35 protein-coding genes are annotated in these 24,031 nt (G+C 69.4%); 3 read left to right on the forward strand and 32 right to left on the reverse strand.

Annotated features, from left to right (window positions below; all coding sequences use genetic code 11):
* Window positions 1–120 precede the first annotated feature (120 nt).
* The 3 genes from ACFWCK_RS11140 to ACFWCK_RS11150 all read left to right on the forward strand — a co-directional run bounded on the left by ACFWCK_RS11140 (window position 121) and on the right by ACFWCK_RS11150 (window position 1,611).
* Window positions 121–999 carry a tyrosine-type recombinase/integrase gene (locus tag ACFWCK_RS11140; RefSeq protein ID WP_378805851.1) on the forward strand — a complete coding sequence of 293 codons (879 nt, stop codon included), beginning with the start codon at window positions 121–123 and terminating at the stop codon, window positions 997–999.
* 66 nt (window positions 1,000–1,065) lie between these two features.
* Entirely contained in the window at window positions 1,066–1,236 is a 171-nt protein-coding gene (locus ACFWCK_RS11145) for a hypothetical protein (protein ID WP_378805852.1), read from the forward strand.
* Window positions 1,237–1,323: 87 nt separating this feature from the next.
* Window positions 1,324–1,611 (forward strand): hypothetical protein, encoded by a 288-nt coding sequence (locus ACFWCK_RS11150; protein WP_378805853.1) that lies wholly within the window; start codon window positions 1,324–1,326, stop codon window positions 1,609–1,611.
* A 36-nt stretch (window positions 1,612–1,647) separates the two neighbouring features.
* On the opposite strand, the gene ACFWCK_RS11155 is transcribed toward ACFWCK_RS11150, so the two are convergent.
* The 32 genes from ACFWCK_RS11155 to ACFWCK_RS11310 form a co-directional block, all read right to left on the reverse strand.
* Complete coding sequence (locus ACFWCK_RS11155; protein WP_378805854.1) at window positions 1,648–2,016, reverse strand: hypothetical protein; 369 nt, start codon at window positions 2,014–2,016, stop codon at window positions 1,648–1,650.
* A 7-nt stretch (window positions 2,017–2,023) separates the two neighbouring features.
* Window positions 2,024–2,404, reverse strand: coding sequence for a hypothetical protein (locus tag ACFWCK_RS11160; RefSeq protein WP_378805855.1), 381 nt, complete (start codon window positions 2,402–2,404; stop codon window positions 2,024–2,026).
* Entirely contained in the window at window positions 2,401–2,691 is a 291-nt protein-coding gene (locus tag ACFWCK_RS11165) for a hypothetical protein (RefSeq protein ID WP_378805856.1), read from the reverse strand. The genes ACFWCK_RS11160 and ACFWCK_RS11165 overlap by 4 nt, the downstream gene beginning before the upstream one ends.
* Window positions 2,670–2,996: a hypothetical protein gene (locus tag ACFWCK_RS11170; RefSeq protein ID WP_378805857.1), complete on the reverse strand. Its 327-nt coding sequence runs from the start codon at window positions 2,994–2,996 to the stop codon at window positions 2,670–2,672. The genes ACFWCK_RS11165 and ACFWCK_RS11170 overlap by 22 nt, the downstream gene beginning before the upstream one ends.
* The gene (locus ACFWCK_RS11175; RefSeq protein WP_378805858.1) at window positions 2,993–4,684 is read right to left on the reverse strand and encodes a peptidoglycan-binding protein; all 1,692 of its coding nucleotides are present in this window, start codon (window positions 4,682–4,684) and stop codon (window positions 2,993–2,995) included. The genes ACFWCK_RS11170 and ACFWCK_RS11175 overlap by 4 nt, the downstream gene beginning before the upstream one ends.
* Before the next feature lie 79 nt (window positions 4,685–4,763).
* Window positions 4,764–4,994 carry a hypothetical protein gene (locus ACFWCK_RS11180; protein ID WP_378805859.1) on the reverse strand — a complete coding sequence of 77 codons (231 nt, stop codon included), beginning with the start codon at window positions 4,992–4,994 and terminating at the stop codon, window positions 4,764–4,766.
* Between the two features lies 1 nt (window position 4,995).
* On the reverse strand, window positions 4,996–5,952 hold the full coding sequence (locus ACFWCK_RS11185) for a hypothetical protein (protein WP_378805860.1): 957 nt from the start codon (window positions 5,950–5,952) through the stop codon (window positions 4,996–4,998).
* A gap of 9 nt (window positions 5,953–5,961) precedes the next feature.
* Window positions 5,962–6,708 (reverse strand): hypothetical protein, encoded by a 747-nt coding sequence (locus tag ACFWCK_RS11190; RefSeq protein ID WP_378805862.1) that lies wholly within the window; start codon window positions 6,706–6,708, stop codon window positions 5,962–5,964.
* A 14-nt stretch (window positions 6,709–6,722) separates the two neighbouring features.
* On the reverse strand, window positions 6,723–7,571 hold the full coding sequence (locus tag ACFWCK_RS11195; protein ID WP_378805864.1) for a hypothetical protein: 849 nt from the start codon (window positions 7,569–7,571) through the stop codon (window positions 6,723–6,725).
* Between the two features lie 36 nt (window positions 7,572–7,607).
* On the reverse strand, window positions 7,608–8,738 hold the full coding sequence (locus ACFWCK_RS11200; protein ID WP_378805865.1) for a hypothetical protein: 1,131 nt from the start codon (window positions 8,736–8,738) through the stop codon (window positions 7,608–7,610).
* A 9-nt stretch (window positions 8,739–8,747) separates the two neighbouring features.
* Entirely contained in the window at window positions 8,748–9,662 is a 915-nt protein-coding gene (locus ACFWCK_RS11205; RefSeq protein ID WP_378805866.1) for a hypothetical protein, read from the reverse strand.
* 8 nt (window positions 9,663–9,670) lie between these two features.
* Window positions 9,671–12,754, reverse strand: a complete 3,084-nt coding sequence (locus tag ACFWCK_RS11210) for a phage tail tape measure protein (protein ID WP_378805867.1) — start codon at window positions 12,752–12,754, stop codon at window positions 9,671–9,673.
* 3 nt (window positions 12,755–12,757) lie between these two features.
* Window positions 12,758–13,069 (reverse strand): hypothetical protein, encoded by a 312-nt coding sequence (locus tag ACFWCK_RS11215; RefSeq protein WP_378805869.1) that lies wholly within the window; start codon window positions 13,067–13,069, stop codon window positions 12,758–12,760.
* The gene (locus tag ACFWCK_RS11220; RefSeq protein ID WP_378805870.1) at window positions 13,066–13,467 is read right to left on the reverse strand and encodes a hypothetical protein; all 402 of its coding nucleotides are present in this window, start codon (window positions 13,465–13,467) and stop codon (window positions 13,066–13,068) included. The genes ACFWCK_RS11215 and ACFWCK_RS11220 overlap by 4 nt, the downstream gene beginning before the upstream one ends.
* Complete coding sequence (locus ACFWCK_RS11225) at window positions 13,464–14,222, reverse strand: phage tail tube protein (protein WP_378805871.1); 759 nt, start codon at window positions 14,220–14,222, stop codon at window positions 13,464–13,466. The genes ACFWCK_RS11220 and ACFWCK_RS11225 overlap by 4 nt, the downstream gene beginning before the upstream one ends.
* Complete coding sequence (locus tag ACFWCK_RS11230) at window positions 14,219–14,656, reverse strand: minor capsid protein (RefSeq protein ID WP_378805872.1); 438 nt, start codon at window positions 14,654–14,656, stop codon at window positions 14,219–14,221. Before ACFWCK_RS11230 ends, ACFWCK_RS11225 begins: the two co-directional genes overlap by 4 nt.
* Window positions 14,649–14,966 (reverse strand): HK97 gp10 family phage protein, encoded by a 318-nt coding sequence (locus ACFWCK_RS11235; protein WP_378805873.1) that lies wholly within the window; start codon window positions 14,964–14,966, stop codon window positions 14,649–14,651. Before ACFWCK_RS11235 ends, ACFWCK_RS11230 begins: the two co-directional genes overlap by 8 nt.
* A gap of 13 nt (window positions 14,967–14,979) precedes the next feature.
* On the reverse strand, window positions 14,980–15,303 hold the full coding sequence (locus ACFWCK_RS11240) for a hypothetical protein (RefSeq protein WP_378805874.1): 324 nt from the start codon (window positions 15,301–15,303) through the stop codon (window positions 14,980–14,982).
* Window positions 15,300–15,869, reverse strand: coding sequence for a hypothetical protein (locus ACFWCK_RS11245; RefSeq protein WP_378805875.1), 570 nt, complete (start codon window positions 15,867–15,869; stop codon window positions 15,300–15,302). The genes ACFWCK_RS11240 and ACFWCK_RS11245 overlap by 4 nt, the downstream gene beginning before the upstream one ends.
* A 72-nt stretch (window positions 15,870–15,941) precedes the next feature.
* Entirely contained in the window at window positions 15,942–17,159 is a 1,218-nt protein-coding gene (locus tag ACFWCK_RS11250; RefSeq protein WP_378805876.1) for a phage major capsid protein, read from the reverse strand.
* Window positions 17,160–17,221: 62 nt separating this feature from the next.
* Window positions 17,222–17,812, reverse strand: coding sequence for an HK97 family phage prohead protease (locus tag ACFWCK_RS11255; RefSeq protein WP_378805877.1), 591 nt, complete (start codon window positions 17,810–17,812; stop codon window positions 17,222–17,224).
* Window positions 17,809–19,704, reverse strand: coding sequence for a phage portal protein (locus ACFWCK_RS11260; protein WP_378805879.1), 1,896 nt, complete (start codon window positions 19,702–19,704; stop codon window positions 17,809–17,811). The genes ACFWCK_RS11255 and ACFWCK_RS11260 overlap by 4 nt, the downstream gene beginning before the upstream one ends.
* Complete coding sequence (locus tag ACFWCK_RS11265; protein ID WP_378805881.1) at window positions 19,697–21,151, reverse strand: terminase large subunit domain-containing protein; 1,455 nt, start codon at window positions 21,149–21,151, stop codon at window positions 19,697–19,699. The genes ACFWCK_RS11260 and ACFWCK_RS11265 overlap by 8 nt, the downstream gene beginning before the upstream one ends.
* A 37-nt stretch (window positions 21,152–21,188) precedes the next feature.
* The gene (locus ACFWCK_RS11270; protein WP_378805882.1) at window positions 21,189–21,494 is read right to left on the reverse strand and encodes a hypothetical protein; all 306 of its coding nucleotides are present in this window, start codon (window positions 21,492–21,494) and stop codon (window positions 21,189–21,191) included.
* A 271-nt stretch (window positions 21,495–21,765) separates the two neighbouring features.
* Window positions 21,766–22,143 (reverse strand): hypothetical protein, encoded by a 378-nt coding sequence (locus ACFWCK_RS11275; protein WP_378805883.1) that lies wholly within the window; start codon window positions 22,141–22,143, stop codon window positions 21,766–21,768.
* Window positions 22,140–22,364 (reverse strand): LysM peptidoglycan-binding domain-containing protein, encoded by a 225-nt coding sequence (locus ACFWCK_RS11280; RefSeq protein ID WP_378805884.1) that lies wholly within the window; start codon window positions 22,362–22,364, stop codon window positions 22,140–22,142. Before ACFWCK_RS11280 ends, ACFWCK_RS11275 begins: the two co-directional genes overlap by 4 nt.
* A gap of 19 nt (window positions 22,365–22,383) precedes the next feature.
* Entirely contained in the window at window positions 22,384–22,680 is a 297-nt protein-coding gene (locus ACFWCK_RS11285; protein ID WP_378805885.1) for an HNH endonuclease, read from the reverse strand.
* An 11-nt stretch (window positions 22,681–22,691) separates the two neighbouring features.
* On the reverse strand, window positions 22,692–22,859 hold the full coding sequence (locus tag ACFWCK_RS11290) for a hypothetical protein (RefSeq protein WP_378805887.1): 168 nt from the start codon (window positions 22,857–22,859) through the stop codon (window positions 22,692–22,694).
* 74 nt (window positions 22,860–22,933) lie between these two features.
* A complete protein-coding gene (locus ACFWCK_RS11295) occupies window positions 22,934–23,227 on the reverse strand; it encodes a hypothetical protein (RefSeq protein WP_378805888.1) in 294 nt (97 codons plus the stop codon).
* Window positions 23,224–23,493, reverse strand: a complete 270-nt coding sequence (locus ACFWCK_RS11300; protein ID WP_378805889.1) for a hypothetical protein — start codon at window positions 23,491–23,493, stop codon at window positions 23,224–23,226. Before ACFWCK_RS11300 ends, ACFWCK_RS11295 begins: the two co-directional genes overlap by 4 nt.
* Window positions 23,486–23,749, reverse strand: a complete 264-nt coding sequence (locus ACFWCK_RS11305; RefSeq protein WP_378805891.1) for a hypothetical protein — start codon at window positions 23,747–23,749, stop codon at window positions 23,486–23,488. Before ACFWCK_RS11305 ends, ACFWCK_RS11300 begins: the two co-directional genes overlap by 8 nt.
* Complete coding sequence (locus ACFWCK_RS11310) at window positions 23,746–24,021, reverse strand: hypothetical protein (protein WP_378805892.1); 276 nt, start codon at window positions 24,019–24,021, stop codon at window positions 23,746–23,748. Before ACFWCK_RS11310 ends, ACFWCK_RS11305 begins: the two co-directional genes overlap by 4 nt.
* Window positions 24,022–24,031 lie beyond the last annotated feature (10 nt).

Raw genomic sequence — 24,031 nt, forward strand, 5'->3', positions numbered from 1 at the left:
AACGACATGCACCAGACCCAACCCCGATTGTTGGGCGTGGCGGTCGTCGCGGCGACTCTCAGCTAATCCCTAGCTTCAGGGTTGGGGAGAGGGTCTTACGAAACCGGAGGGCTGCACCACATGCACATCACAGACAACGACGTCCTGACGATGTTCGCCGACTACCAGCGCGCGGGGAACCGCGCACCCAGGACGATCAGCACACGCGCATCGATCCTGCGGTCGTTCGCGCAACGCCAGGACACCACGCTCCTCGACGCTACCGTCTTCCACCTGCGCCGCGAGGTCGGCCGGGAAGACATCGCCGCCTCGACCCGAGCCAGCACCCGAGGGACGTTCCTCGCGTTCTACAGCTTCCTGCACGCCGAAGGCCTCCGCCCTGACAACCCGGCGATGCGCCTCCCGGTCGTCAAGGTACCCACCGCGAAGCCCCGCCCCTACTCGGCGCAGCAGATCGACGCGCTGCTCGACAGCGGCGCCTACCGGCGCACACGGGTCATGATCCTGCTCGGCCACTACCAGGGGCTGCGCGCGTCGGAGATCGCCGCCGTCCACGCCGACGACTTCGACCTGCACGCCGGCACGATCAAGGTGCTCGGCAAGGGCGGCCGCACCGACTATCTGCCCCTGCACGACGTGATCCGCGAGCTCGTCCCGCAGATGGGCGACGGCTACTGGTTCCCCGCGCGCCGCGGCCGCGCCGGCCACATCCGCGGCCAGTCCGTCAGCGACCTCCTCCACGACGCCCGCGAACGCGCGCAGATCGCCGACAAGGCACTCACCGGACACTCGCTGCGCCACAGCTTCGGGACAGAGCTCGTGCGGCGCGGGGCGAACATCCGCGCCGTGCAGGAACTCATGCGGCACGCGTCGCTCAAGACCACCGCCCGCTACACCGAAGTGCTCGACGAGGACCGCCGCGAGGCGCTCGCCGTGCTCCCCGGCAGGACCGTCCCGCGGCACTCCGGCCGCCCACCCGCCGGGCGGCACGCCGCCTGAGCCGAGCAGAACGGCCCCCAGCAGAACGCTGGGGGCCGTTCTACGGTCGGCTGCTACTGTGAGCCCATGTCTCGACCATGGCGCATCTTCTGGGCCGTTTGGGCCGTCGCCTCCGTCGCCGTGGCGGTTTGGTTGGCGGTGCTCTCCGGCACGCCGATCTGGTTCGTGCTCGGGCTGGTCGCGTGCGCGCTGCTCGGCGGCGTCGTCTGGCTCGTCGCCCGCGCGTTCGCACGCTAGATTCGCTCCGCCGGGCAGAGGGCGATGTCCGCGCCGCGGCCTACGCTCGTTCGCGTGGGAACGGTCGGTGGGCGATTCGGTGCGTCGATGGAACGCCGCGCACACGACCGGCACCTGGCCAACTCCGTCGTTACGCAGGGCGAGCTGCAGACGCTCACGCGCGGAGAACTGCGCCTCGACGAGGTACCGATGACGGTCTACCCGCGGCCCGCACGCGCGCACGCCTGGGTCCGATTCGGAACCACGCCGGCGTACGTGACGTGCAGCGTCGTCCGAACAACGCCTGACGCGGCTGGGATCGAGTTCGCGATCGACGACGTCCGGTATCGGTGCTGGGTGTGGGGATCCGCTGTCCGGCTCGGGGACGACGGATAGCCCCGCCCTCCGAAGAGAGCGGGGCTATTCGATGCGTCAGTGCGGGTCGTAGGTGTCGGCGCCGTCGATCATGGCGCGGTACTGGCGGCGGGTCATCGGAACAGGGGTGCCGTCGAAGTCCGTGTGCACGATCGCGCCGGCCGGGGCGGATCCCGCGCCGAACCTCTTGAGCCACTGGTCGACCGCAGGGATCGCCATGATGCGCGAGATGATCGCGCTGATACTCGCAAGGGTCGCGATCGCGCCGGCGAGCCAGACGACCGCGGGGGCCGGGATCACCTCGTCGATCGCGTCCAGGATCTTCGGCGCCACTGCCACGATGATGCCGAGCAGCGTGATCGCGGCGAGGATGACCTGCACGGCGGTGCGAATCCACCGCTGATTCGGGAACCAGATGCGGTTCATGATGCTCCTATCTGGGAAGGCCCTCGGGCCAGTCGGGAAGAGGAATGCCGTGCGCGGCCATGTGGTCGCGCTGCACGCCGATGAACGCGCGGTACCCGCGGTTCTCCTCGGTGAGGTCTTCGACCTTCTCCTCGAGCCTGTTCACGCGCTGGTCGTTCTCGTCGCGGTAGCGGCCGAGCTCCTCCTGCAGCTGGTCGATGAGCCGGTCCTGCGCACTGCTCTCCGCCGTCGAGGCGGCCGCGACAGCGTTCGCCTCCGCTACGGCCGCCTCCCGGCGAGACTTCCGCTCCGCGGCCCAGTAGCCGCCGAGGGCGCCGATGATCGCAGCGACCGGAACCAGGACGCCCGCGCTGGCACCCAGCACGGCTACGACGTCGTCGGGGTTCATCTGTGCACCGCCAGGGCAATGCCGACGATCGCGCCGAGCACGACGGCGCACAGCGCCCCACCGGCGAGCAGCTCGCCTCGCGCGAAGTGCTGCGGGCGGCGACGCGCGTGCTGCGCGTTCCGCGGGTTCCGGTGCGCCCACTCCGTCTCGGTGAGCACGAGCGGCTCGTGCGGCGGCTCGTGTCCGAACGGCTTCGCACACGCATCGTCACGGCCGATCCGGTGAGGGCAGAACCGCAGCTGCTCCGGGATCCCGTCCTCGATCATCACGGCCTCCCGATCGGCCACTCGGGCAGATCAACGGTCTGTCCCGCGAGCGCGTGCGTGGAGTCGGCGAGGAATTGGATCCGGCCCGCGGTGACGAACGAGTGGCAGGTGGTCCGCTCGCCGTCAGAGATCCCGGCGTGCTTCGGCTTGTAGAACGCAGCGTCGGCGGGCCACTGGACGCCGCCGACGAGCACCGAAGGCGAGAGCGTCAACGTGTCCCGGTCGATCGCCCACTGGCTGCTGACGCAGTGAGCCTGGTCACACCCGGGACACCAGAAGCACACCCCGTCGGGGCCGTGCTCGTGGAAGATCTCGGCGTCGCTCACTTCGCACCCCCGAACCACCGCTTCAGCAGGTCGAGGATCTGCTGCAGGAGCTTCATGATCCCGGACAGGTCCGTCGGCGGCTCCGGCTCGGGGTCAGGCTTCGGGTCGACCGGCGGGACGACCTGCACCGGCGTCTGCCCGTACTCGGCGGCCATCGCCCACTGGAAGTCGACGCTGTTGCCCCACTGCCCGTTCGACCACTGCCGCAGCTGCGCGCGCGGATCCCACTGGCCCTGCGACCAGGCGAAGCACTGCATGCCGAACGCGATCTTCCCGGCGTTGAACGCGGCCCGGATGATCCCGTACGGCCCGTACAGGCCCACGCGCTGCAGGCCGATCACGGTCGCGGCGCCATCGAGCGCTGCGAGGATCGCCGGGTGGTCCGCCTCGGGGGCGTCGTAGTCGACGTTGAAGTACACCGGGCGGGCCGGGATCCCCTCGCGCAGGCGGTGTCGCTCGGCCTCCTGGGCGGCCTTCACGCCCGCGGCGTACCCACCCTTGAGCTCGGTACCGTCCTCCTCGTAGATCAGCGGCACCGCAATCCCCGCGTCCATGTACCCCTGGTGCTCGGCGGCGCTGATGCCCTTGTTGATCCGCCCGTCCTGGTACAGCGGGTTCCAGAGGTAGCGGGGCACGAACGCCACGCCACGGGCCTTGAGGGTCGCGGGTGTCGGGCGCGCCTCGGAGAAGTCGACGCCGAACGCCTTCATGCCCTCGGGCGGGAACGCGAGCCCGTCGGAGGTTCGGCCCCAGATCCCGTCCGCGTCGATGCCCTTGGCGGTCTGCCAGGCGCGAATCTTGGCGTCCGTGTCGGGACCGTGGTCACCGTCCGGGGTCGCGCCGACGACGCGCTGGATGTCCGCGGTGGGGCGGTCGGTGAGGTTCCAGTCCGACTCGACCGGCGTCGACGGGAGCAGCTGCGCGGCCGAGGCGGGACCGAAGATCGCGTCCTGCTGCAGGCCCTTAGCGCCCTGCCACTGGAACAGGGCCCGGGAGGTCTTGTTGCCCCAGTCGTTGTCGATCGGCCCCGGGTTGAACCCGGCATCGGCGAGAGCCCTCTGCACACGATCCGTCGGGACGTCGGTCGCGTTGCGGCCGCCTTCGATCGTCCGCTGCACGGCGGTCGTGTTCGGCCCCCAGATCCCGTCCGCGACGAGCCCCACGGATGCCTGGAAGTCCTTCGCGCACGCGTCGCACACCGGCCCCCAGCCGGGGCCGCCAGTGTCGTAGCCGAGGGATTCCAGGAACAGGCGCGCATCCTCCGTGCCACCCGCATCGCCGGCGCCGTCGACGTAATCCTCGAAGTTGAGGGTGTCCGCGAACGGCCGCCACTGGTCGGCGCGGAGCGTGACGTGCACGTGCGGGCCGACACCCCACTCGAGGCAGCGGCGGGACGCGCCAGACTTCGCGATCAGAGCCCCTCGATCGAAGCGGTCGCCGACGTTCACCCAAATCTCCGAGAGGTGGATCCAGTCGACCATGCGGCCGTCGTCGAGCAGCATCGTCAGTCGTCGCCCGGCCTCGCCGCAGGTCGACCAGTCGGCGCCGATGACCTTCCCGCTCGCGGGTGCGCGCAGCGGCGTCCCGTACGCGGTCCCGTAGTCGGTTCCCGGCTCGAGCGAACCGCGCGCGCGGTGGTCGAACCAGTTTTCGGAGATCGGCACGTCGGCCGGAGTCAGATAGCCCATGGGCGTGGTGTCCTTTCGGGAACGACGAAGGCCGCCCCCGCGATTAGGGACGACCCTCGATGTGTTGGTCAGCGGCGGGTCACCACTGGTTGTCGCCGCGGGGGAAGATCTGCCCCCAGATCGGGACGACCCGACCCGATGACTGTGTTCCCGCGATCGTGTAGAACGACGACGCGATCAGCGGCACCATCTGGGGTGTCGCGATCACGGGCCCCGTGACGAGTCCGATGCCCGCGACGCGTGCCCCGAAGGCGGCCACTGACGACGCGGCCGGGCCGATGAGCGCGGTGACAGCACCGTAGGCAGCCATCTCACAGAGCCTTGAACGCCAGCGCGTAGTTGGAGCTCTGGTTGGTCAGGACGCAGTTGTCTGTGCCGATCGTGATGGTGTCCCCGCGGGAGACCGTCGCCGCGGCGTTGACGAGCATCAGATCGTAGAAGGTGCCCCACCAACCCTGGGCACCCTGCGTGAGGTCGGCGATACCAGCGATTGCGAGGATCGGGGACGTCGCCAGCGGGAACGCACCGGTCGCGCCCGAGGGAATCTGCGGCAGCGCAGCGAGAGGGAACGCGGACGCGGCCTGAAGCTGATAGCGCCACCCTGTGCTGGTCAGCGACGACAACTGCGGAAGGCGGGTCAGCCCGCAGGCTGTGGATGACGGAGCATTGGTCGACGTTGAGTTCGCGCTGAACGCGTTGATCTTCGCGAAGATGAGCGGGAACAGCTTCGCTCCAGCGGCCGTCGCGTGCGCGCCGGACGGCGAATGCATGCCCGCGTAGACCACGAAAGTCGGGTCAGCGGACGTCAGGGCGATCACCCGGTTCCCCGTGATGCTGATCCAGTACCCGAACGACGACGTCGTGAGCACCAGCTGGTTGCCAGCCACTGCGTTCCCCGCATGAAGGCAGTTGCTCGCGGACTCGAGCGCCGCGGATGTTGCCCCGTTGACGGAGAACGTCGTCGCGTCGATCGTGGTTGAGCCCGAGGCGATGATGCCACGCAGAGCCAGGTGCGTCGCGGGGTCGTACGACTCGAACGGCAGGATGCTCATGTTGCCGTTGCCGGTGGTCGGGTATGCGATGTCGAGGTACCAGTCGAGCCCGGCCGTGTTGTTCGCGGCGGGGCACTTCCAGACTTTGTGCGTGCGCGTCGAGATCACGACCGTGTCGACGAGCGTGTAGCCGGCGGTGGTCAGCGCCGACGCCATCGCCGTGTGCAGGTCGAGCCCCGGGTTCGCGGAGGTGATCGTGTTCGTGATGTAGGCCATGACCAGTCCTTACTGTTCGATTCGCATGTACGTGAGGGTGACCTGGACGACGGCGGGGCCGGTCGCGTCGAGGTTGGTGACGGTCCACGGCACATTGGGGCCGTACGGGACCACGGATCCGAACACGCTCGGCGCCATGACTCGGGATCCGGCCGCGGAGAACGCGAGATCGACCATCAGGCCGTGGTTCAGGGTGGGGTCCGGGTCCGTCCCGCGCGGCCGTGTCACGTCCGCGTCGCGCTGCGCGGTCGACGCGTAGAGGCGCACCCTGCAGGCGCGGTTCACGGTCACGGCCACGAGCGCGTAGGACGGTCGCATCAGGACTGTGCCGACGCCGTTCGCGTAGACGGCGAGCGTCCCCGTGGTCACGACCGCGTCGTGGCGGATGTCGGCGCCGACCGGCGTCTCGCCGACGTACACGCCCGAGCGCGCCACGATCGTGGCCCCCTCGGCGAGCGTCACCGGGTCGGGCAGCACCCGCATCAGCCGTCCGAGGTATGACTCGATCGGCGTCGTGAGCGTGCCCGAGACCGCGGTGACCTCGGTGTAACCCGTGCAGAGGAAGTCGGGGAAGATGCCCGTCGGGCCCGCCTTCAGGATGTTCCCCGGGAACGGGATCCCGTTGAGGTCGGTGAGCGGCAGCGGGGTCGTGTGTGTGGTGTCGGTGCGGGCGTAGACCTGCGCCTCCGCCGCGGGCACCACGTTGCCGGTTGCGAAGTCGATCGCCGGGACAGCCGGGAAGTAGTCGATGAACACCTGTTCCCCCGTCCTCAGCCTGCCGCCGGGTAGGACCACGCGATCGTGACCCCGTTCGTCGCCGAAGCCATGTCCGCGAGGATGCGCCCGTCGATGCCGATGTTGAATCCGCGACCGGTACCGCCCCAGACGTTGACAACGGCGAGCCCCTCGTCGGGGCGGAAGCCAACCGGGATGATGCCGAGCTCGTTGCCAGGCGACCATCCGACGCCACGTGCCGCGGATGCGCGCCCGTAGACGATGCCGCCGATGCGACGCACCTGGAAGTGGTACCAGGACCACCCGCCGTTGCGAATGCCCTCGACCCACCCGGTGTCCGGGGTGATGTCCCGCTTTTCCCACTTCGGGGCGCCGGTGCTGTCGAGGTATCGGTGCCATTCGATGTTCCCGAGTCGCACCGTCGTGCCGATTTTGGTCAGATACGTCAGGGCGAGCTCGTCGAACACCTGTGCTCCGCCGTCGGTGCCGACCACGCGGAGATCGCGGATCTCGGCGATCGCGGCCCCGGTTCCGACGCGTACCAACGCGAGCGGCTGGTCGTCCTTCACTCCCGGCGTCTCGTCGCGCGTGGGAATCCCGGCCGTCGCGCCCGCGTCGATCGCGCGGAAGTCCGTCGCTCCGGTCGCCCAGTCGCGGTGCGCGACGATCAGCCACCAGCGCACGCCGGACACGGCCGCGGCGAGCGCGAGTACAGTCGGCGCGGAGACGTCGTCGACGACGCCGTAGCCCCACCCGCGGCCCGCGGCGATCTGCACGTTCCGGGTGCCGGGGGCGGCGGTGACCTTCCAGTCGCTACCGCTGTCGACGCCGTAGCGCGACTGCCCGACGCGCGGCGCCCACTCCGCTACGTCCGCCGCGGTCATGCTGCCCGCGTATCCCTTGCTCGTCGTCACCACGACCTACCGCCTTTCCGCGGCGCCCACGGCGACCGCAAGTCTCTTCACCGCACCGACAAGACGTTCCTGCGGGTCGTCGACCGCAAGACCGATGCGGGGCGTCACCGTGAGCCCCGACGACGGATCCGCGGTGATGTCGATCTGTGAGATCACGTCGTCGACATCCAGCCCGCCGACCTGCACAGGCACCCGCGTGCCTTCCTGATATGCGTCCGGGAAGGTGAACCAGGACGCCTCGCGGAGCACGGCGGTGAAGCCGGCCTTCGCGCCCGTCTCGGCGAGCTTGTCCAGCCCGGACGGCGTGATGTCGGCGCCTTCCTCGGTCTGCTTCGCGTCCACGAACACCTCGAGCGGGTAGCCGACCCGGGTACGGCGGGCCGCATCGGACACGGTCAGGAACTCGCGTGCCGTGCCCTCCCCGCGGCCGCCGACGACAACGTCGGTCGCCTCGTCGGGGTCCAATACCCACGACCAGGAGCCGAGCACGCCCGACATCGCCGTCAGCGGGCGGGCGAGCGCGTCAGGTCTGACGATGTCGAACAGCCAGCGCCCCGTCGGCTGCCGCACCAGCGACGGCACAAGGCGCTCTGCCTGCAAGATCGGGAGCACCTTCTCGGACAGCTTGTGCATGCGCAGCTCGAGCCGTCCGTCGGTGCCCTCCCCTCGCGTCGGCACGACATCCCATGGCAAACCGAACCGCGCGGCGTTCGCGGCGACTGCCGCCTTCACCCGCGTCTCTGCTGGCCCCGTGTACACGGCGTACTCGACCGCCTGCGCCGTGATCGCCGCCGATGGATCCTGCCACCCGAGGAGCGTGTCGAGCAGCGCCAGGTCGTCGACCACGGGCACCGTGACGGTGCCGAACGGGGCCTCGCCACGCGGCGACTTCACGCGCCCCTCGAGCAGCTTCCGTCGCGTCAGGTGAGGGCCCTCGAGCGTCGTCATCCAGACCTGGCAGCGTGCCCCGTCGGTCTCGATCACGTCGCGCATGAGCGGGCTCGAGTCCGGGACCGTCAGGAATGCCGTCGACGCGGCGAAGGCGCGCAGCGTGACCGCGGACTTCGACGGCAGGAACTGCCGGACGAATCCGCCGGCGTTGTCGGTGAGCACGCCGATCAGATGGCTCGTCCGCACGGATCCTCCTCAGAATGCCCGCCAGTACTGCGGGATGATCTCCGCGGTCACCGATCCCGAGTCGACGAGGATCGTCAGGTCCGTCGTGCCCTTGGCGGGGACCGGCGCGAACATCTGGAAGCCGAGCTCGCGGGTCACGTCGACGCCGTCGAGCGTGGCGAGCGTTGCGCGCGGGTCTGTGTCCACGATCAGCACGGAACCGTCTGGGACGGCGAACGGCACGTCGATGATCGCCTCGCCGACGCCCATGAGCAGCGAGTCGCCGGTGCCGTTGGCGGTCCATCGCAGATAGGCGGGCTCGTCACCCGGATTCGTGATCTGCGCGGTGGTGACCGTGCCCGTCGCCGAGATGTGGAATGGCGGCCCCAACGTCGCCGGGTCGATGAACGGCGGGTTCGTGCCCTCTGCGCCGAATGTCTCGCGGATCGGCTCCCCGCGCCACAGCGGCCGCGCCGCGAACAGTTCGAGGCCGATCTTCGCGAGACCGGTCATGAACGGGTCGTGCTCGAACGGAATCGACCCGTCGAACGTGCCGGTCAGCTCGAGCTCGCGCGCATCCGTCCCCGACCCCACCCGCCAGACGCCTGGCTTCACCGGGTGGAACGAGTCGAAGAACGCGGCGTACTGCTCGGCCCATACGTCGACGCTGGGCGCCCGGAACAGGAGCGGCCAGAACACCGGCCGCCCCTGCGCCGAGTAGCCCATGAGGTCGACGCCGGGCACCAGCGGAGTACCGGACGTGAACACCGACATGGGCGGGAAGTGCAGCCCCTTCACGCCGGGCATGAGCCGCGGTATCGTCGCCGCGCGCCCGGTGAGCCGCCACACGGACCCGTCCCAACCGGTCCACGTCATCTCTCTCGCCGATGCCTGGGGCACGTCGTCGATCGGCGCGACCACCGGGGACGCGAGGATGAGCACCATCAGGCCTCCTACAGGGTCGCCAGCAGTTGCGCCAGCTTGTCGCGCGCCTCACGCCCGACGTCCGACGGGTCGAACCCGTAGAACGGTCCCGTGAACGTCTGGGTGATCTGAGCGCCCGACGAGACCGTTCCCGCGGTGCCGTCGGGCGTGGACACGCCCATCCGCCGCATGGCCTCGTAGAGGATCGCGAGCGATCGGGACGACCCGTCCAGCGGGATGTACGCCTCCGGCACGTCCGGCCGGTCGCCCACGACCCTCCAGGTGTTCGCCGGCACCATCTGCGCAATGGGGCGCATCGGTGTGAGTGAGCGATCGCGGACTCCGCCGCCTGCGTAGAACTCCATGATCGCGCCGTTCGCCAGACCGGACACGCCGCCGTTCACGCCGACGGTAATCCCCCGGTATTGCGGGAGATTCTGAAGCTCGGCGTTCACGGCTTGGATCTGCTCGATCGCGTTCCCGACGACGCTGATCTGCACGGACTTGTCGGGAAGACGAGTGATGCTCCACGACAGCCCGTCGACCTCGACCGTCTTCTGCGGCGCGTTCGACTGGATGTCGGTCGCCTTCACCGCAGGCACGTTGCTATAGGTCTCGATCAGCGTCCACGCCTGCTGGTCAGTGAGCCCCATGGCCCGCAGTTGCTGGTAGAGCGCCTGCTCGCCCTCGCTGTACCGTGCGGCGAGCTGCGACTGCGTCTCGCCCGCCGCTCCGGCCGCAGCAACCTGCTCGCCGAGCGCTCCGATCGAAGCGCGGATCTGCCCTTCCAGCAGTCTCCCGTTCTCGGTCGCCGAGAGGTTCGCAAGATCGAACGTGTCAAGCCCGACCTTCGATCCGTCGGCGGCCACGCCGACCTCGTCGAGGCTGCGCGCGAGTCGCAGACTCGCGTCGTTGAGGAACCCGAGCTTGACGACCGGGTCGCCCCACTCGAGAAGCTTGGTCTTCGCCTCGTCGAGCTTCGGGAGTAGGCTGTCGCGGATTCCGTCGGCGGCCTTGGCGGCGCCGTCCTTGAACCCCTTCAGTCCCTCGATCGTCTTGTCGAGGTCGGTGGTGTCAGCGAACGGGTTCATCGCCTTGACGATGGACCGAATGCCCTCGACCACTGACGCCACCGGACCAGACACGAACTCGCCGAAGGCTTCCGTGCCGTCCGCCGCTGCGTTCACAGTCGCCTTGCCGAACTCGATCGCGCCGGTGGCGAGGTCGAGGAGGAACTGTGTGAGGGGGCCGCGGTTCTCGGACACCCAGTCGGCGAGGTCACCCAGTGGCTCGGAGAAGGCTGCGGCCAGTGCCGCCTTGATTCCGTCGGCAGCGACCTCGATGTTCCGCTGCGCCCGCTCGATCTTCGTCGCGTCGTTGTCGCTCAGAGTGTCGAACATGCGCTTCGCGGCACCGGTGACGCCGTCGAGCTGGTCCACTGCGGAAGACAGATCCATCGCGAACAGCGCGTTTCCGAGATCCTCGGCCTGCGTTCCGAACAGGGCTACTGCTGCGGCATTGCGCTGCACCGGATCCTCGATCGCATGCAGTCCGTCGAGCACCTGGGCGAGGCCCTCGCGGGCGCCGTCGCCGCCGGCGGCGATCTTCGCGGTCATCTCCTCCGCGGAGAGGCCGACCTTCTCGAACCCCTGTGCGGACAGGGTGGACCCGTCGGTCGCGCGGATCTGGAACTCCTTCAGAGCATCCGCAGCGAGGTCGCTGTTGCGCGCGCCAGCCTTCAGCCCCTGGTTGATCAGGCCGAGGGCCTCGGGACCGGACAGACCGAGCCGCTGGAAGAGCGCCGGGTACTCGGTCAGGGTGTCGAGCATGTCCTCGGACGCGTTCACGCCGTTGCGCGCGCCGGCGGCGAGCAGGTCGAACGCGTCCTTCGCGCTCTTCGCGAGCCCGGTCCGAAGGAGCTGCGTGACGGCCGTGGCGACCGGACGCACGTCCTCGCCGAGCACGTCGGCGATGCCTGCGAGACCCTGCACAACCTCCTGCGCGTCCCGTGTCGTGCTCTTCGGGTCGATGATCCTGAACTGCAGCGCGAGGCGGGCGGTGTCCATGTTCGACTCGATCGAGTCGCCGAACGTGTTCGCGTAGGCCTCTCCGGCGGCGCGTGCGATGCGCTGAGCGTCGGCGTCTCCGAGTCCGGTCAGCGCCGCGAGCCGGTCCATCGACTTCTCGACGTTCAGGCCGTCCTGGATTGCTCCGGTGATCGCCTTGCCGATCGCGACTCCGCCGAGCACGATCCCGCCCGCGACGGGGATCGCGGCGAGCGCCTTGATGAGGGTGTCCTCGACGCCCGCGCCGACGGCTTCGCCGACCTTCTCACCGGCGCCGCGGGTTGCGGCGTCCAGCGATCCGGTGAACGAGCGCCCGGCGTCGGTGCCGGCCTTGTCAGCGACGCCACCGACCTGCTTCAAGGCCGACTCCGCGGCCGAGGTATCGGCGTCGACCTTCATCGATGCGCGCGCGCCGGTGAGCTGCTCGAGCTTGCGCTTCGCGGTGTCGAGTTGCCCCTCGGCGCGGGAGATGTCGACGAGAACCTTCGGGGTCGGGGTCTGCGACCGCAGCACCTCGAGCTGTGCCTGGATTCGGGTGACGTTCTTCTGCGCGAACGTGATGTCCGCGTCGACCTTCGCGACGACGTCGGCAGACACCGTGCGCTCGGCTGCGCGCACCCGTGCCAGATCCTTCAGCGCGCCCTCGACGTCCGCGTCCACCTCGATCTTGCTGCGCGCGTCCTCGAGGCCCTTCAGAGAGCGCTCGAGACGCTGCAGCTGGGACGTGGCGCGCCGGGTGTCGGCGGCGACGTCGAGACCCGCGTCGGCCTTCACCTGCAGGTCTTCGAGCCGTGCCTTCGTGCGGTCGATGCCTGCCTTCGCCTTGTCGATGTCGGCGTCGAGCTTGACGATCGTGTCGGCCGAGACGAGGCGCTTCGCGGCGCCCTCGACGCGCTCCATGCCTGCGAGGGCATCTTTCGCGTCGGCTTTCACCTGGATCGGGTTCGCCTCGATCTTCTTGCCGATCGCGACGACCTGCTTGTCGGCGGCCTCGACGTCGTCGACGTTCGCACGGAACAGGACTTCGAGGTCAGCGACGGTCGTCACAGGTCACCTCCGCAGGACGGCGCGCAGCCTTGACGACGGGTCGTCGAGGAGCGCGAAGATCATGGTGCGCACGCCCGGCCAGGGGCGCGCGCGAACGGCCGTGTCGTGCAGGTCAATCCGGTACCGCTCGGCGAGCTCGGCCGTGACGATCCGCCACTCCCGGATGATCGCCAGCCAGGTGGAGTCGATCTCCGGCTTCGGCGTGTCCGTGACGGCGGCGGGCTTGAGCGCTTCGGGGACCGGCCGATAGTCCGGGTACCATCCGTCTGCATCGGGTTCGCCGATGCCGTACGGTGCCCAGTCTTCGGCGGTCACGAGCCTTTTGGGGCCTCCGCGGCCACCACCTTGGCCGTCTCCCGAGGGGTCCAGAGCACCTCGGCGAGAGCGTCGGCGTACTCTTTGCCCTTCGCCCAGTAGAAGATCGCGTAGTACGCCATCCGGTCGATCGTGACGGGGTGCTGGCCGTCGTCGACCATCTGCTGGTAGACATCGCCGAGCGCCGGGTGCTCGTCCGGGCTGATCGTGTCCAGCACAGCCTGCACCTCATCGGGGATGGGCCCCTCAGCGAGTCCGAGCGCGATCTCGCCGCGCACGGCGCAGGCGAGCAGCTTCCCCATGTTGCCCACGCTGGGCGGACGGACCGAGTAGTCACGTCCGCCCAGCGGGATCACGAGATCGGGGATGGCCCACGCCTGGAAGTCGGCCGCGCTCATGCCCCGCGCGTGAACAGGTAGTCAGCCGACACGCCGCCCGGGGTCGTGACCTTCACCGCGACCTCGCCCGCGGCGCCGGCGGGCAGGACGGCGAGGATCGACGCGCCCGAGAGCACCTCGTACTCGGTCGCGGTCGCGGTGCCGAACTTCACCAGGCTTGCGCCGAGCAGGCCGGAGCCGGTGATGGTGACGAGGTCGCCCTCGACGGCTCCCTCGGGGCTCACCACACTGATGATCGGCGCAGCGGCGGCCCAGCCCGTGAACGGGTTGGCGATGGGCTCGAACTCGCCCTTGCCGGTCAGGGTGATCGACTTGACCTCGATGCCCTGGTTGTCGGTGTTCGAGCGGGTGACCTCGACGGTCGCGAGCGCCCGGCCGGCATCGTAGGGGTTCGGGGTGCCGAGCTCCGGCTTGTGGTACCAGCGCACGTCGACGATCGCGCCGTCCATCTTGCTCTTCGCGGCGGCGAGCAGCGCTTCCAGCTCGGGGAGGTACAGGCCGGTCGTGAGCGACCGGTTGCCCTGGACGGTGAACGACGCGCCGAACCCGCGGCCGGTGACGTCCTCGTTCGGGGAGCCCAGGTCGTCGTACGTGCCGACGTCGGTGCTGGTGCCCGGGGTGGACGGCTGCCAGCCGGACATGCGGCGGACAGACTGCCAGTTCGGGGCGGCGTAGGTGCCGAGGTTGATGTCGAGCCCGTACTCGAAGGACTTTCCGAGCGTGGTGCCGACGGGAAGGGGAACGCGGTTGCTCATGATGCCGAAGCCTCCAGATTGTCGAGCGTGATGATGTAGTTGTCGGTCCGCTCCTCGCGGCCGTTCGAGTCCGCGCCGAGCGGCGCGAACGAGATGCGGGTGATCGAGACCATCCCGCGCCCGCGGATCCGGTACTGCAGGACCGCGAAGAGCACGGAAGCGAGCCGGTCCGCGCCATTCGGCTGGCGGGGCTTGCCTCGGGTGTGGAACTGCACTCGGCGCGTGTGGAGGGCGTCGTCGGTGCCGTCGTAGACGCGCACGCCGATGGCCTGGTGCGGCGCCTCGCCGATGGCCCCGTAGAACACGCCAACCTCAGCCTCCGTGTAGGGAGGGGCGTCTTCCTCGGGTCGATATGCGAACGTCGGCAAGGCGCCGAGGATCTCGCACAGCGTGATCGTCAGCTCCTCGTCGAGCAGCGAAGGGATGTCATCCATTCAGGGCCTCCCGGACTGCGTCAGCGACCGCGGCCGCGATGTCGATCTCTTCGGATGCACGCTCGAGGAACTTCGCACCGCCTCCGTCCGGGTGCGCCCAGTCGAGGTGCTCGTGCTGCAGGACCGCGTGAGGTGCCGTGTAGTAGACCCGCACGTCGAGGTCGTCGACCTTGACGCGTCCGGACTTGCGGAGGTCTCCGTCGTCGGCAGGCGCGAGCTCGTTCGAGCGCTTCAGCAGCTCGGCGGCGGTCTTGCGCATGGCGGCTTGGGCGGCCTTCTCCACGGTCGACAGGATCGGCTGGTAGTCCACGGCCGGGGCCTCCCTAGACGAGGTACAGGGTGCGGGACTGCGGGAGCCGCCGGTGGCTGATGACGCCGATGCGTTCGACCTTCGCTTCGCGCTCTCCGGGCTCACCGGCCCAGACGGTGACGAGTGACCCGAGCGGGATGATCTCGTCGATGTTCGTGGACACCTGGGTGTTCGACACGACCTCGCGCCCATCCGCCGTCGTGATCGTGATCTGCTCGTCGACGATCCAGACGTCGGCGACGGCGCGGCTGGCCGCGTAGCGTTCGCCCATGCCGCCGGAGCCGAGGTAGTCGCGGACCTGAACCGTGTGCGGTGTGAACCGCGTGCGGAGTCTCATCGGCTCACCGGGACGCGGTGCAGGTCCAGACGGGCGAGCTCCTCGGGGGCGAACATCGCGCCGGCGGCGGTGCCGCTGGCGGTACGCCCGTAGGTGACAGACTGGCCGATCGCGGTTTCGGACACGACCCCGCCGGCGGGGACGAGCGTGCCGCGCGCGACGGCAGCGGCGATCGCCTGTGCGATGCCACCTGGGCAGGCGTCGTAGCCGTGCTCGATGGTGACGGTCACGACGCGTCGGCCGGATGCCCAGCGGCGGCCGAGACGCTCGAGGATGCCGTCGGCATCCCAGTCGAAGTCGACGCCCTCGGTGAGCGTCGCGCCGGCCTCGACGACCGTGGTCACCCCGGCGACGTGCAGACTCGGCAGCATGAGCAGCCCGCCACCTCGGGACGAGAGGGTGAACTGCTCGACCTTGCGCTTCGCGACACGCCAGCCGCAATAGTCGCGGACCGCGTTGGTCGCCTGCTCGGCGATGGATCCGGCCTCAGCTGTGGACAGGGGCTCGGTGGTCACGGCCTGCACTTCCTCACGGGTGAGCAGCAGGTCCGGTTCGGGGTCGGGCATCGGGGCGCTCCCTTCGTCGAGGGGTCGGCGGCGGCCGGATGGGGTCCGGCCGCCGCCGTGGTTTGGCCTGGGTCAGGCCTTGGTGCGCAGGAGCTTCAGAGCCTGCGGGCGCACGACGTCACCGCCGACGCGCTTGCGGAACTTGAAGCCGACGAAGCCGTCCTCGCTGTACAGCTCCTCGAGGCGCTTCACGGTGATCCCGAGCCGGTCGTACACGCGATAGCCGGCCTGCAGGTCACCGAACGCGGCGATCGCCTTGTCGGCGGCGATGCTCGCGACGTCCTCCTGGTTGTACAGCGCGTAGCCAAGGAACGTGTTCGGCCGACCCGCCTGCACCGACGGCTGCCAGAGGTACTGGCCGTTGCCGTCCTTGATGGTGGACAGGAACAGCTCGTTCACCGAGGAGGTGACGAACGAGCCGTTGCGGCGGTACTGCGCCGGGACGGCGTAGATCAGCGCCTTCATGTCGTCGACGAACTTGACCGGCGCGTTCGCGGCGGTGCTCGAGTAGTCGGTCGCGCCGGACACGAGGCTGGTCACGCCGCCCGCGACCGAGAAGATCCCGACCGGCTTGTGCGCGGTGTGCCCCGTGCCGACCGTGAACGCGGTGTCCTCGGCCTCGGCGGCGGCGCGCGCGAAGCTGTCGCGGACGAACGCCTCGAGGTTCACGTCGGAGTCATCGAGCTCGTCCTCGCCGATCTTCGCGAGACCGTAGAGATCCTCGATGTAGGTGAACTCCTCCTCGGGGGTGCCCGGCATCGAGTCGGTGAGGTTCTGCTCGTTGGTCTCGAGCTTGCCCCAGCCGACCGCGACCTCGTCGAGGGAACGACGGCGGACTCGGTTGCTGGTCGTCGGGCGGCCGCTCGCGAGACCGCGGATGACGCTGATCCTCGGCACCTCGCGGATGATCTCCGCCTCCAGGTCTTCCGGGACGAGGATCTCGCCCGCGGCGTTCTCGACGAGGGCACGCTGCTCGGGTGCGAGGGTCGCGCCACGGACGTACCGCAGGAACGCGGACCGACGATCGGCGGAACGCTGATCCTCGCCGCCGGCGCCCGGCTCGCGGTCGCTGCCGTGGATCTCCTGACCCAGCTCGGCGTTGCGGCGCTCCTGCGCCTCCTGGCGGTCGATGCGCTCGGAGAGGTCGCGGAACTCGGACTCGCCGCGGTCGTAGGACTCGCGCTCCTCGGAGTTCAGGTTGCGGTTCTCCTGCTCAGCGCGTTCGGTGATCGCTCGCATCGCCTCGACGGTGCGAGCGCGCTCCTGGCGGAGCTCGACAGAGGTGGGCATAGCCACGCTCCTTTCCTTGTTGGGGTGGTGTCCCGCACCGTTCGGACGGGCACGCTTGGTTGTCAGATCTGGGACAGCAGGTCGAGCTCGTGCAGGCGGTGCTTCGCCCGTTCGAGCGGGTATCCGGCGGCCTGGGCGATCCGCTCGGTGGCGATCTGCCGCAGCTCGGCGGAGGTCTGCGTGTACGCCGGGTAGGTGACCACGGAGACGTCGCCGCCGTCGAAGTCGAACTCACGGATCTCGTGCAGCGATCCGGCCCACCCGTCTGCGACGATCCAGAACCCGAACGACATCTGGGTGATGTCGCGACGTTCCAGGAGCACGGCGAGGTCGCGGGCGTGGGAGACGTCCGCCATCTCGGCGTCGACCCGCACTCCCTCGGCGTCCTCGACGAGCTGCAGCGTGCCCGAGGTGGTCCGGGCGAGCAGCAGGTTCGGATCGTGGTTGATGAGGAACCGGACGTCCGGCTTCGCGGCGAGGCTACGGGTCGCGGCGCCGGGCTTCACGACCTCCTGCCATCCGCCGAGATCCTCGGACAGCTGGTCGTAGACGACGGCGCGGCCGGTGAACGTGAGGCTCTGCGCGGTGTCGCTCGCGGCGCGGATCTGGATGTCCGAGAGCGGGAACACGCGGCGCTCGAAGGTGCGGGTCATGGCGACTCCTTGTAGTCGAATGCGAGGTCGCAGGTGCATCCCGTGACCTCGTCTGCGCCGGCCGCGAGATCTCGCGGCCACTGGGTGCCGTTGGAGAACGGCTCGGTGATCGCGACGACCTCGCCGCGCATGGACGCGTGCTGGTCGTCGTGGCTGATCCACCGCTTCGCGGTCGCCCCGGCCTGCGAGGCACCCTCGAAGCGGGCGAACGACCCGACGATGTCGACGATGCGACGTGCGCTGTCAGCGGCGCGGGACACGGCGGCGGCGAACACGTCGAGTGCCGCGGCGTCGTCGCTGGCCGTGGACAGGTCGCGGAAGGTGATCGAGTTGAACGCCTTGGCGTGGCTGCGTGCGGCCGCCGCGACCCAGTTCTCGACCTTCCCCGGTGCGAACTGCTCACCACGCGTTGCGGCTTCCTGGCCGCCGACGTCGGTGACCAGAGACGCGAGCAGTGGCGCGAGGATCTCGCCGAGCTTGTCGTCCCACGGCCCGCGGTCGTCGTCCGTGAACGACGAACCGGCGATCGCGGTTCGCTGCTCGAGCGCGAACTCGGCCAGCGCCGCCTCGACGCGCGTCACCCACACGGGTGCCGTGTCGCTGGTCGTGCGCTTGGCGGGCGACAGCGCGCGGAACCCAGTGGGCTGCAGCTGCGCGATGTGCACGGGCGGGAGTCCGTCGCGCTGCGCCGGGAGGGCGCCGGCGGGGACCATGTTCGTCGGCTCGAGGTAGGTGTCGCCGTTGTCGATGGGCGGTTCGTCCTCGAACGCGCGGACGTCGTTCGCGGAGTAGTAGCCCCACTGGCGTCCGGCCGCGTAGGCGGCGGTCTGCGCCGCGGTGTCACCGCGCATCCGCCCCTTCGGGTCGAACTTCAGGCGCATCTCGACGTCGTCGAACAGGCGCTGGGTGACCTTCTCGAGCCTGGTGATCGGTGGCAGGAGCGCGTCCTGCACGAACTCGATCCCGAGGTGCTCGATGTTCGAGAAGGTGGCGTGCTCGAGGTCGCCGATCTTGTGCGGCGGGACGCCGTACATCGACGCGATCTTGCCCTCGGTGAGCTTGTAGATCGCGAGGAACTGGGCGTCGGCGGGGCTGAGCGAGACCCGCTCGAGCTTCGCGCCGCCCTCGAACACGGCGATCTGGTGCGAGTTCTCGAACCCCTGGTGCCGGTCCTCCATCTGCGAGACGAGGCGTTCCCACTGCTTGTCAGAGAGGTTGCTCTCCGTGGTCAGCACGGTCTCCGGGGTGGCGTCGCGCTCGAAGAACCCGCCGATGTAGGCGGTCGCGGCGACCGAAATCCCGACCTGCTGCCGGGCGACCCCGATGGGCGACAGCGCCTCAGGTCCGGTGCCGAACCAGCGGTAGTGCAGGATCTCCAGGTCCGTGGCGATGTAGCCGGATTCGACCGGCAGCCACGTCTCCTTGCCGTCATGGCTGAGGCGGTACGCGAGGTGCCCGGTCGGGGTGCGCAGCACCTTCACGTCCGTCGGGGGCACCGGCCACAGCGCGGTCACCTCGCCGGCGCCGTTGCGCTGGACGAACACGTAGGCGTTCCCGCGGATCAGCATCCAGGTCACGACAGTGCGCCAGAACTCGGCGGCGTCCATGACCGGGTTGGGCTGCACTGTGAGCAGGTACACCAGAGCGCGGTACTTCGCTGCCGGGGGGATGCGGTCACGGCCGCGGCGCACCACGACGGAGATCGGCAGGCTCGCGATCGCTTCCGCCACGAGGCGCACCGACGTGAGGACGGCCATCACCTGCAGCGACTGCTCCGGCGTGACGAGGACGCCGGCCGCGGTGCGGCTCCCGCGCAGGGACGGGAGGCGAGACTGCGCACGCTTGACGATGTTGCGCCATGCGTTGCGGACGCGGTCGGTGAACTTAGCCACGTGTCCTCCTCTTCAGCGTGCGAATCTTCGGCTCCGGTGCCTTCGGCGGGTTCTTCAGCAGCCAGAGCGCGCCGGCGATGGCCGACAGCGGCGAGGAGTCGTAGTCGCCGGCGTGCCGGTCGATCACGTACGCGTCGCCGAGCTTCTTGAGCACCGCGGTCAGGGCAGCCGCCTCGAGCAGGGGCTGGTGGCGGTGGTGCAGCTTGCACAGGTTCACGCCATCGAGCAGGAGACCGGTCGCGCGGCCGAGATCCGGCCCGCCCCAGGGGGTCACCTCGAGCTCGGCGTCCTCGAACTCGCCGAGCAGGGACGACACCGGCGCACCGGCGGTTTGGAACGTGATCCCCGCCGGCGTGAAGCGCCGCTCCGGTGAGGTCAGCCACGGCACGATCCAGTCGGTTCCGGGCTTGCTCGCCATGATGCCGACGTGGATGTCGCCGTCGGCGCGCACGGCCGCGAAGCCGATGTGCGCCATCATGCGGTCGTGGGACACCTCGACGCAGATGTAGACGTCGGCGCCGTCGGCGCGCTTCGAGAGCCGATCGAGGCCCTTGTTCCACATGCCCTGCTGGAACGGGCCGCCGGTCGACGAGTCGACGAAGATGTTCGCGACCTCGGACTCGAACACCGGCCGCGGGTCGCTGATCCAGTACGCGGCGAGGTTCTCCTGCGGGAGGTTGTAGTTCATCGACGGGTTCGAGTACGCCCACGCTTCGGGAGTGTCCAGCGGCATCCCGGGAGGCGGCGACCACCAGAACAGGCCAATCGGCGTCGCGTCGTCGTTCGCTTCGATCGCGTCGATCGCCTGCTTGTGCAGGAACCGCTGCACGACCGCTTCCATGTCGCCGGTGTTCGCGGCGGCGATGAGCTGCGAGCGGCGCCGCGCGGCCGTCGTCTTCGACAGCGCCGACCAGGCCTTGAACGTCTTGTGCTTCAGGATCTCGTCGACGAAGACGAGGTCGAAGGTGAGGCCGCGGCCGCCGTTGTCCGCCGCGTCGACCCAGTAGCTCTGCCCGTCGCTCAGCTCGAACCACAGCTCGCCGTTCGTGTTCGACTGCGGGCCGCGCTCCTGCTTCAGCCGCGGAATCGCGTCGATGATCTTCTGCGCGTGCTTCCACGTCTTCTTGGCCGTGGCGAGCTTCTGCGCGACCCCGAGGATCTGGGCGTCCCCGTCCATCACCATGCGGAACAGGATCAGCAGCGCCGCGATGAACGTCTTCCCGTTCTGGCGGGCCACCCACAGCAGCACCGTCTTGAACCGGTACGCGCCGTCGGGGGTGAGTTCGAGCGCGTGGATCAGGAACCACCGCTGCCATGGGTTCAACGGCGGGACGAGCTCGGCATGACGGGTGCCGGCGAGCTGGTCGTGCAGCCACTCGGCGAAGTGGATCGCCGCGTACCCCGCAGACGTCTTCGGCGTGAGCGGACGCCGCGGCGGGGTAAACACACGCGGGCACTCGTGCCCGTACACCCGCCGCGGCGCGCTACGCCTTCTTGCGCGAGGAGCGGCCGCGCGCTTCCGGGTCGTCGTCGATGCCACCGGTCTCTCCCTGGTAGAAGCGGCGGCGCAGCTCGTCGAGCTCGTCGCGCTCCTTCGGCTTCGCGATCGCGAGCAGAGCATCGACGTTCTCGGTGTACTTCGCCGCCAGCGACGACCGCTGAGGGATCGCGGACGGCTCGTCCAGATCACGGGCAAGCTGCAGGATCAGAGCGACCCGGTAGCGCGCCGCGGCCGTCGCGATCGTCAGCTCCGCGACCAGCTCCATCGCGGCGGACAGGTTCGTCGGCACGTCCGAGGATGTCCCACCCTCTGTCCCACCCTGTGTCCCACGGCCGCGGCCCTTCGCCGGCCCGATCTGAGGGAGCGCCTCGAGCGTGCGCTCGCCCTTGGAATTCGCGCGCTGTCGGCGCTTTCGCTCACGGTCGCGCTGGCGGCGTTCCTCGGGAGTCATCGGCATCGCGGCCACCTCCCAGCGTGGGACATGGGACAACCGCGGGCGGAGGGGGACAGATCACCCCCCGGTGGGTGCGGTACCCCCCATGCCTAGGGATTGGACCCCCCTACCCCCGGCGGGTCGATGCGGTCGATGGTGTCGGTGAGGAGGCGCGCGACGCGGCCGTTCGGGTCGGGGTGAGCGGCACGAACGCCTCTCGGCCGTCATGGTCACCGATCACCCGCCACGGCGTGACCTCGGCGGTCGGGATGTTGTCGAGTGCGCGCTGCAGGGCGTCATCGAATGCGGCGCGGATCGCGGCGCTGAGTGCACCCTCGGGAGTTCCGACCGCCACGCTGAGATGGTCAGCCGTCGCGGCCTGCGACATCACCGCGATCGGGACCACGAACGTGCCGACCGCGGCACCGTCGAAGCCGACGATCTCCACCGTCACAGATCCGCGCAGCTCGGCGAGGTGCGACGCCACGCCGCCCTCAGCCGTCATCGTCCCGTGCGGAGCGTCATGCCGGACCAGATCAGGTCCGGGCGCTTGATGCCGTTCAGGCGCTGCAGGCGTGCGGCGCTCACTCCGGTCGACTCGGCGATGGCATCCAGCGTCTCGCCCTCCTCGACGACGTGCACGCCGTCATCGGCGCCGGCCTGGTCCTCCGGTGCCGTCGGGCGTGCCGCGGTCGCCGTCTGCTTCGTGCGCTGCGTGTTCGCCATGATCTCTCCCTCTCGGACGTCACCAGACCTCGGACGGATCGCCGAGGCCCGGGCGGGCGTCGTTCGCGCCCTTGTTCTCGTTGCACCGCTTGTGGCTGGGCTGCCCGTTCGCCGGGTCGTCCGCGATCTCCGGGTGCGTCTTGATCGACTTGATGTGGTCGTACGCGAACGACCACGGGTCCGTGTGCGGCAGGTCGCAGTCGATCGGATCGCCACACAGCGCGCACGGCAGGTTGTGTTCGCGGGTCAGCTGCTTCAGGTCCGCGCGGTTCTTGCGGTGCGCGGCGGTCGAGCGACCGGGAACACCAGCAGCCACGCGCCACCTCCTCAGAGCAAGGCGAGACGGGCGAGCGTGAGGTGCTCGTTGCCCTCGAGATCCGGGCGCTGCTCGACGAGATCATCGAGAGCCGCAGCGGCGCTGTCTCTCTCCGTCCGCAGCCGGCTGATCTCGTCGAGCGCTCCGTTCAGCGTGCGCTCCCACGTTGCCCCGAGCATGGCGCCTCCCCGGGAACGACGAAAGCCCCACCCGAACGGATGAGGCTTTCGCATAAATCTTGTGCAAGCACAGCTTAACAGAAATCGCCGCCACGTTTCCGAGCGCCGCTGACGGCGTGGCGGTACGGGTAGCGCAGCCAGAGGCGGCGGCGGGCGCGCTCCGCGCGTGCACGGCGGTCGACCTCCTCGAGCATCGCGAACATGTGGGCCGCGTGCTCCGAGGTGACCGTCACGCTCATCTCGAACGACGCCGGCGGCGCGGTGACCTCATCGACGACCGCCGTCATCTCCTCGAGCTCGAAGCCGCGCACCGTTCGCGAGACGTCGACCCAGTCCCCGTCGACGAGTACCTGCATGCGGCCGGTCATGGCTCGGCCCGCTCCCCCGAGCCGCGCGCGTAGTAGCGCCCGGGCCCGTGCTCGACATACTCGACCTCGATCGCCCAGGACACGCCACGGCGCGGGCCGCCGTCCTCGTACCACTCGTGCTCGCCGCTGCTGCACGTCCACACGAGAAGGTCGCCGGGTGCGTTCGAGGTGAGCAAGATCCGCACGTGCCCGTCGCACCCGTCGACCGGGCAGTCCAACCTGGCACGCATGGCCGCGCGCAGGTGCTCCATCGGGATCTCAGGCATCGGCCCTCCCGCCCGTGCGATCAGCGCGTTCATTATGTGCTCCCCGGAAGCCTGCGGCGGCGGGGCTATCGCTGATCTTCCAGGCCGAGAACGCCTCGTTGTACTGCGCGCCCGACCAGACCTCCCATACCTCGCCGCAGTCATCGCACTGCCAAAGCGTGCCGTCTCGATAGCCCACCGCTCCGGGCTTGTCTGCGCACTGCCCGCGCTCGCACGCAGTCGGCCGCTTCGGTTCGAAGATGATCCGCCCGCTCATCGCTCCTCCAGCCCATTCGTGCGGTTTGTGTCGAGTCCGAGCGCAGTCCGTAGTTGCGCCTCCGTCAGGCGATGAGCGCCAACGAGACCGCCGAGCGGCTCCCCGTCGACATCAACCTCACCTTCGAGCGCGTACGTGAGGACTGACCAGCTCTCGGGGTCTGCGATGATGTGATCGGTCTGCGCTGCGCACACCCATCGCTCACCCCACTCAGCGGAATCCTCGTACGCCATGAACCGCCCGCAGTAGGGGCATCGCTCCACGTTGCTCATCGTGTCTCCT

The sequence above is a fragment of the Microbacterium sp. NPDC060117 genome, from assembly GCF_042729315.1.
Classification (GTDB): Bacteria; Actinomycetota; Actinomycetes; order Actinomycetales; family Microbacteriaceae; genus Microbacterium.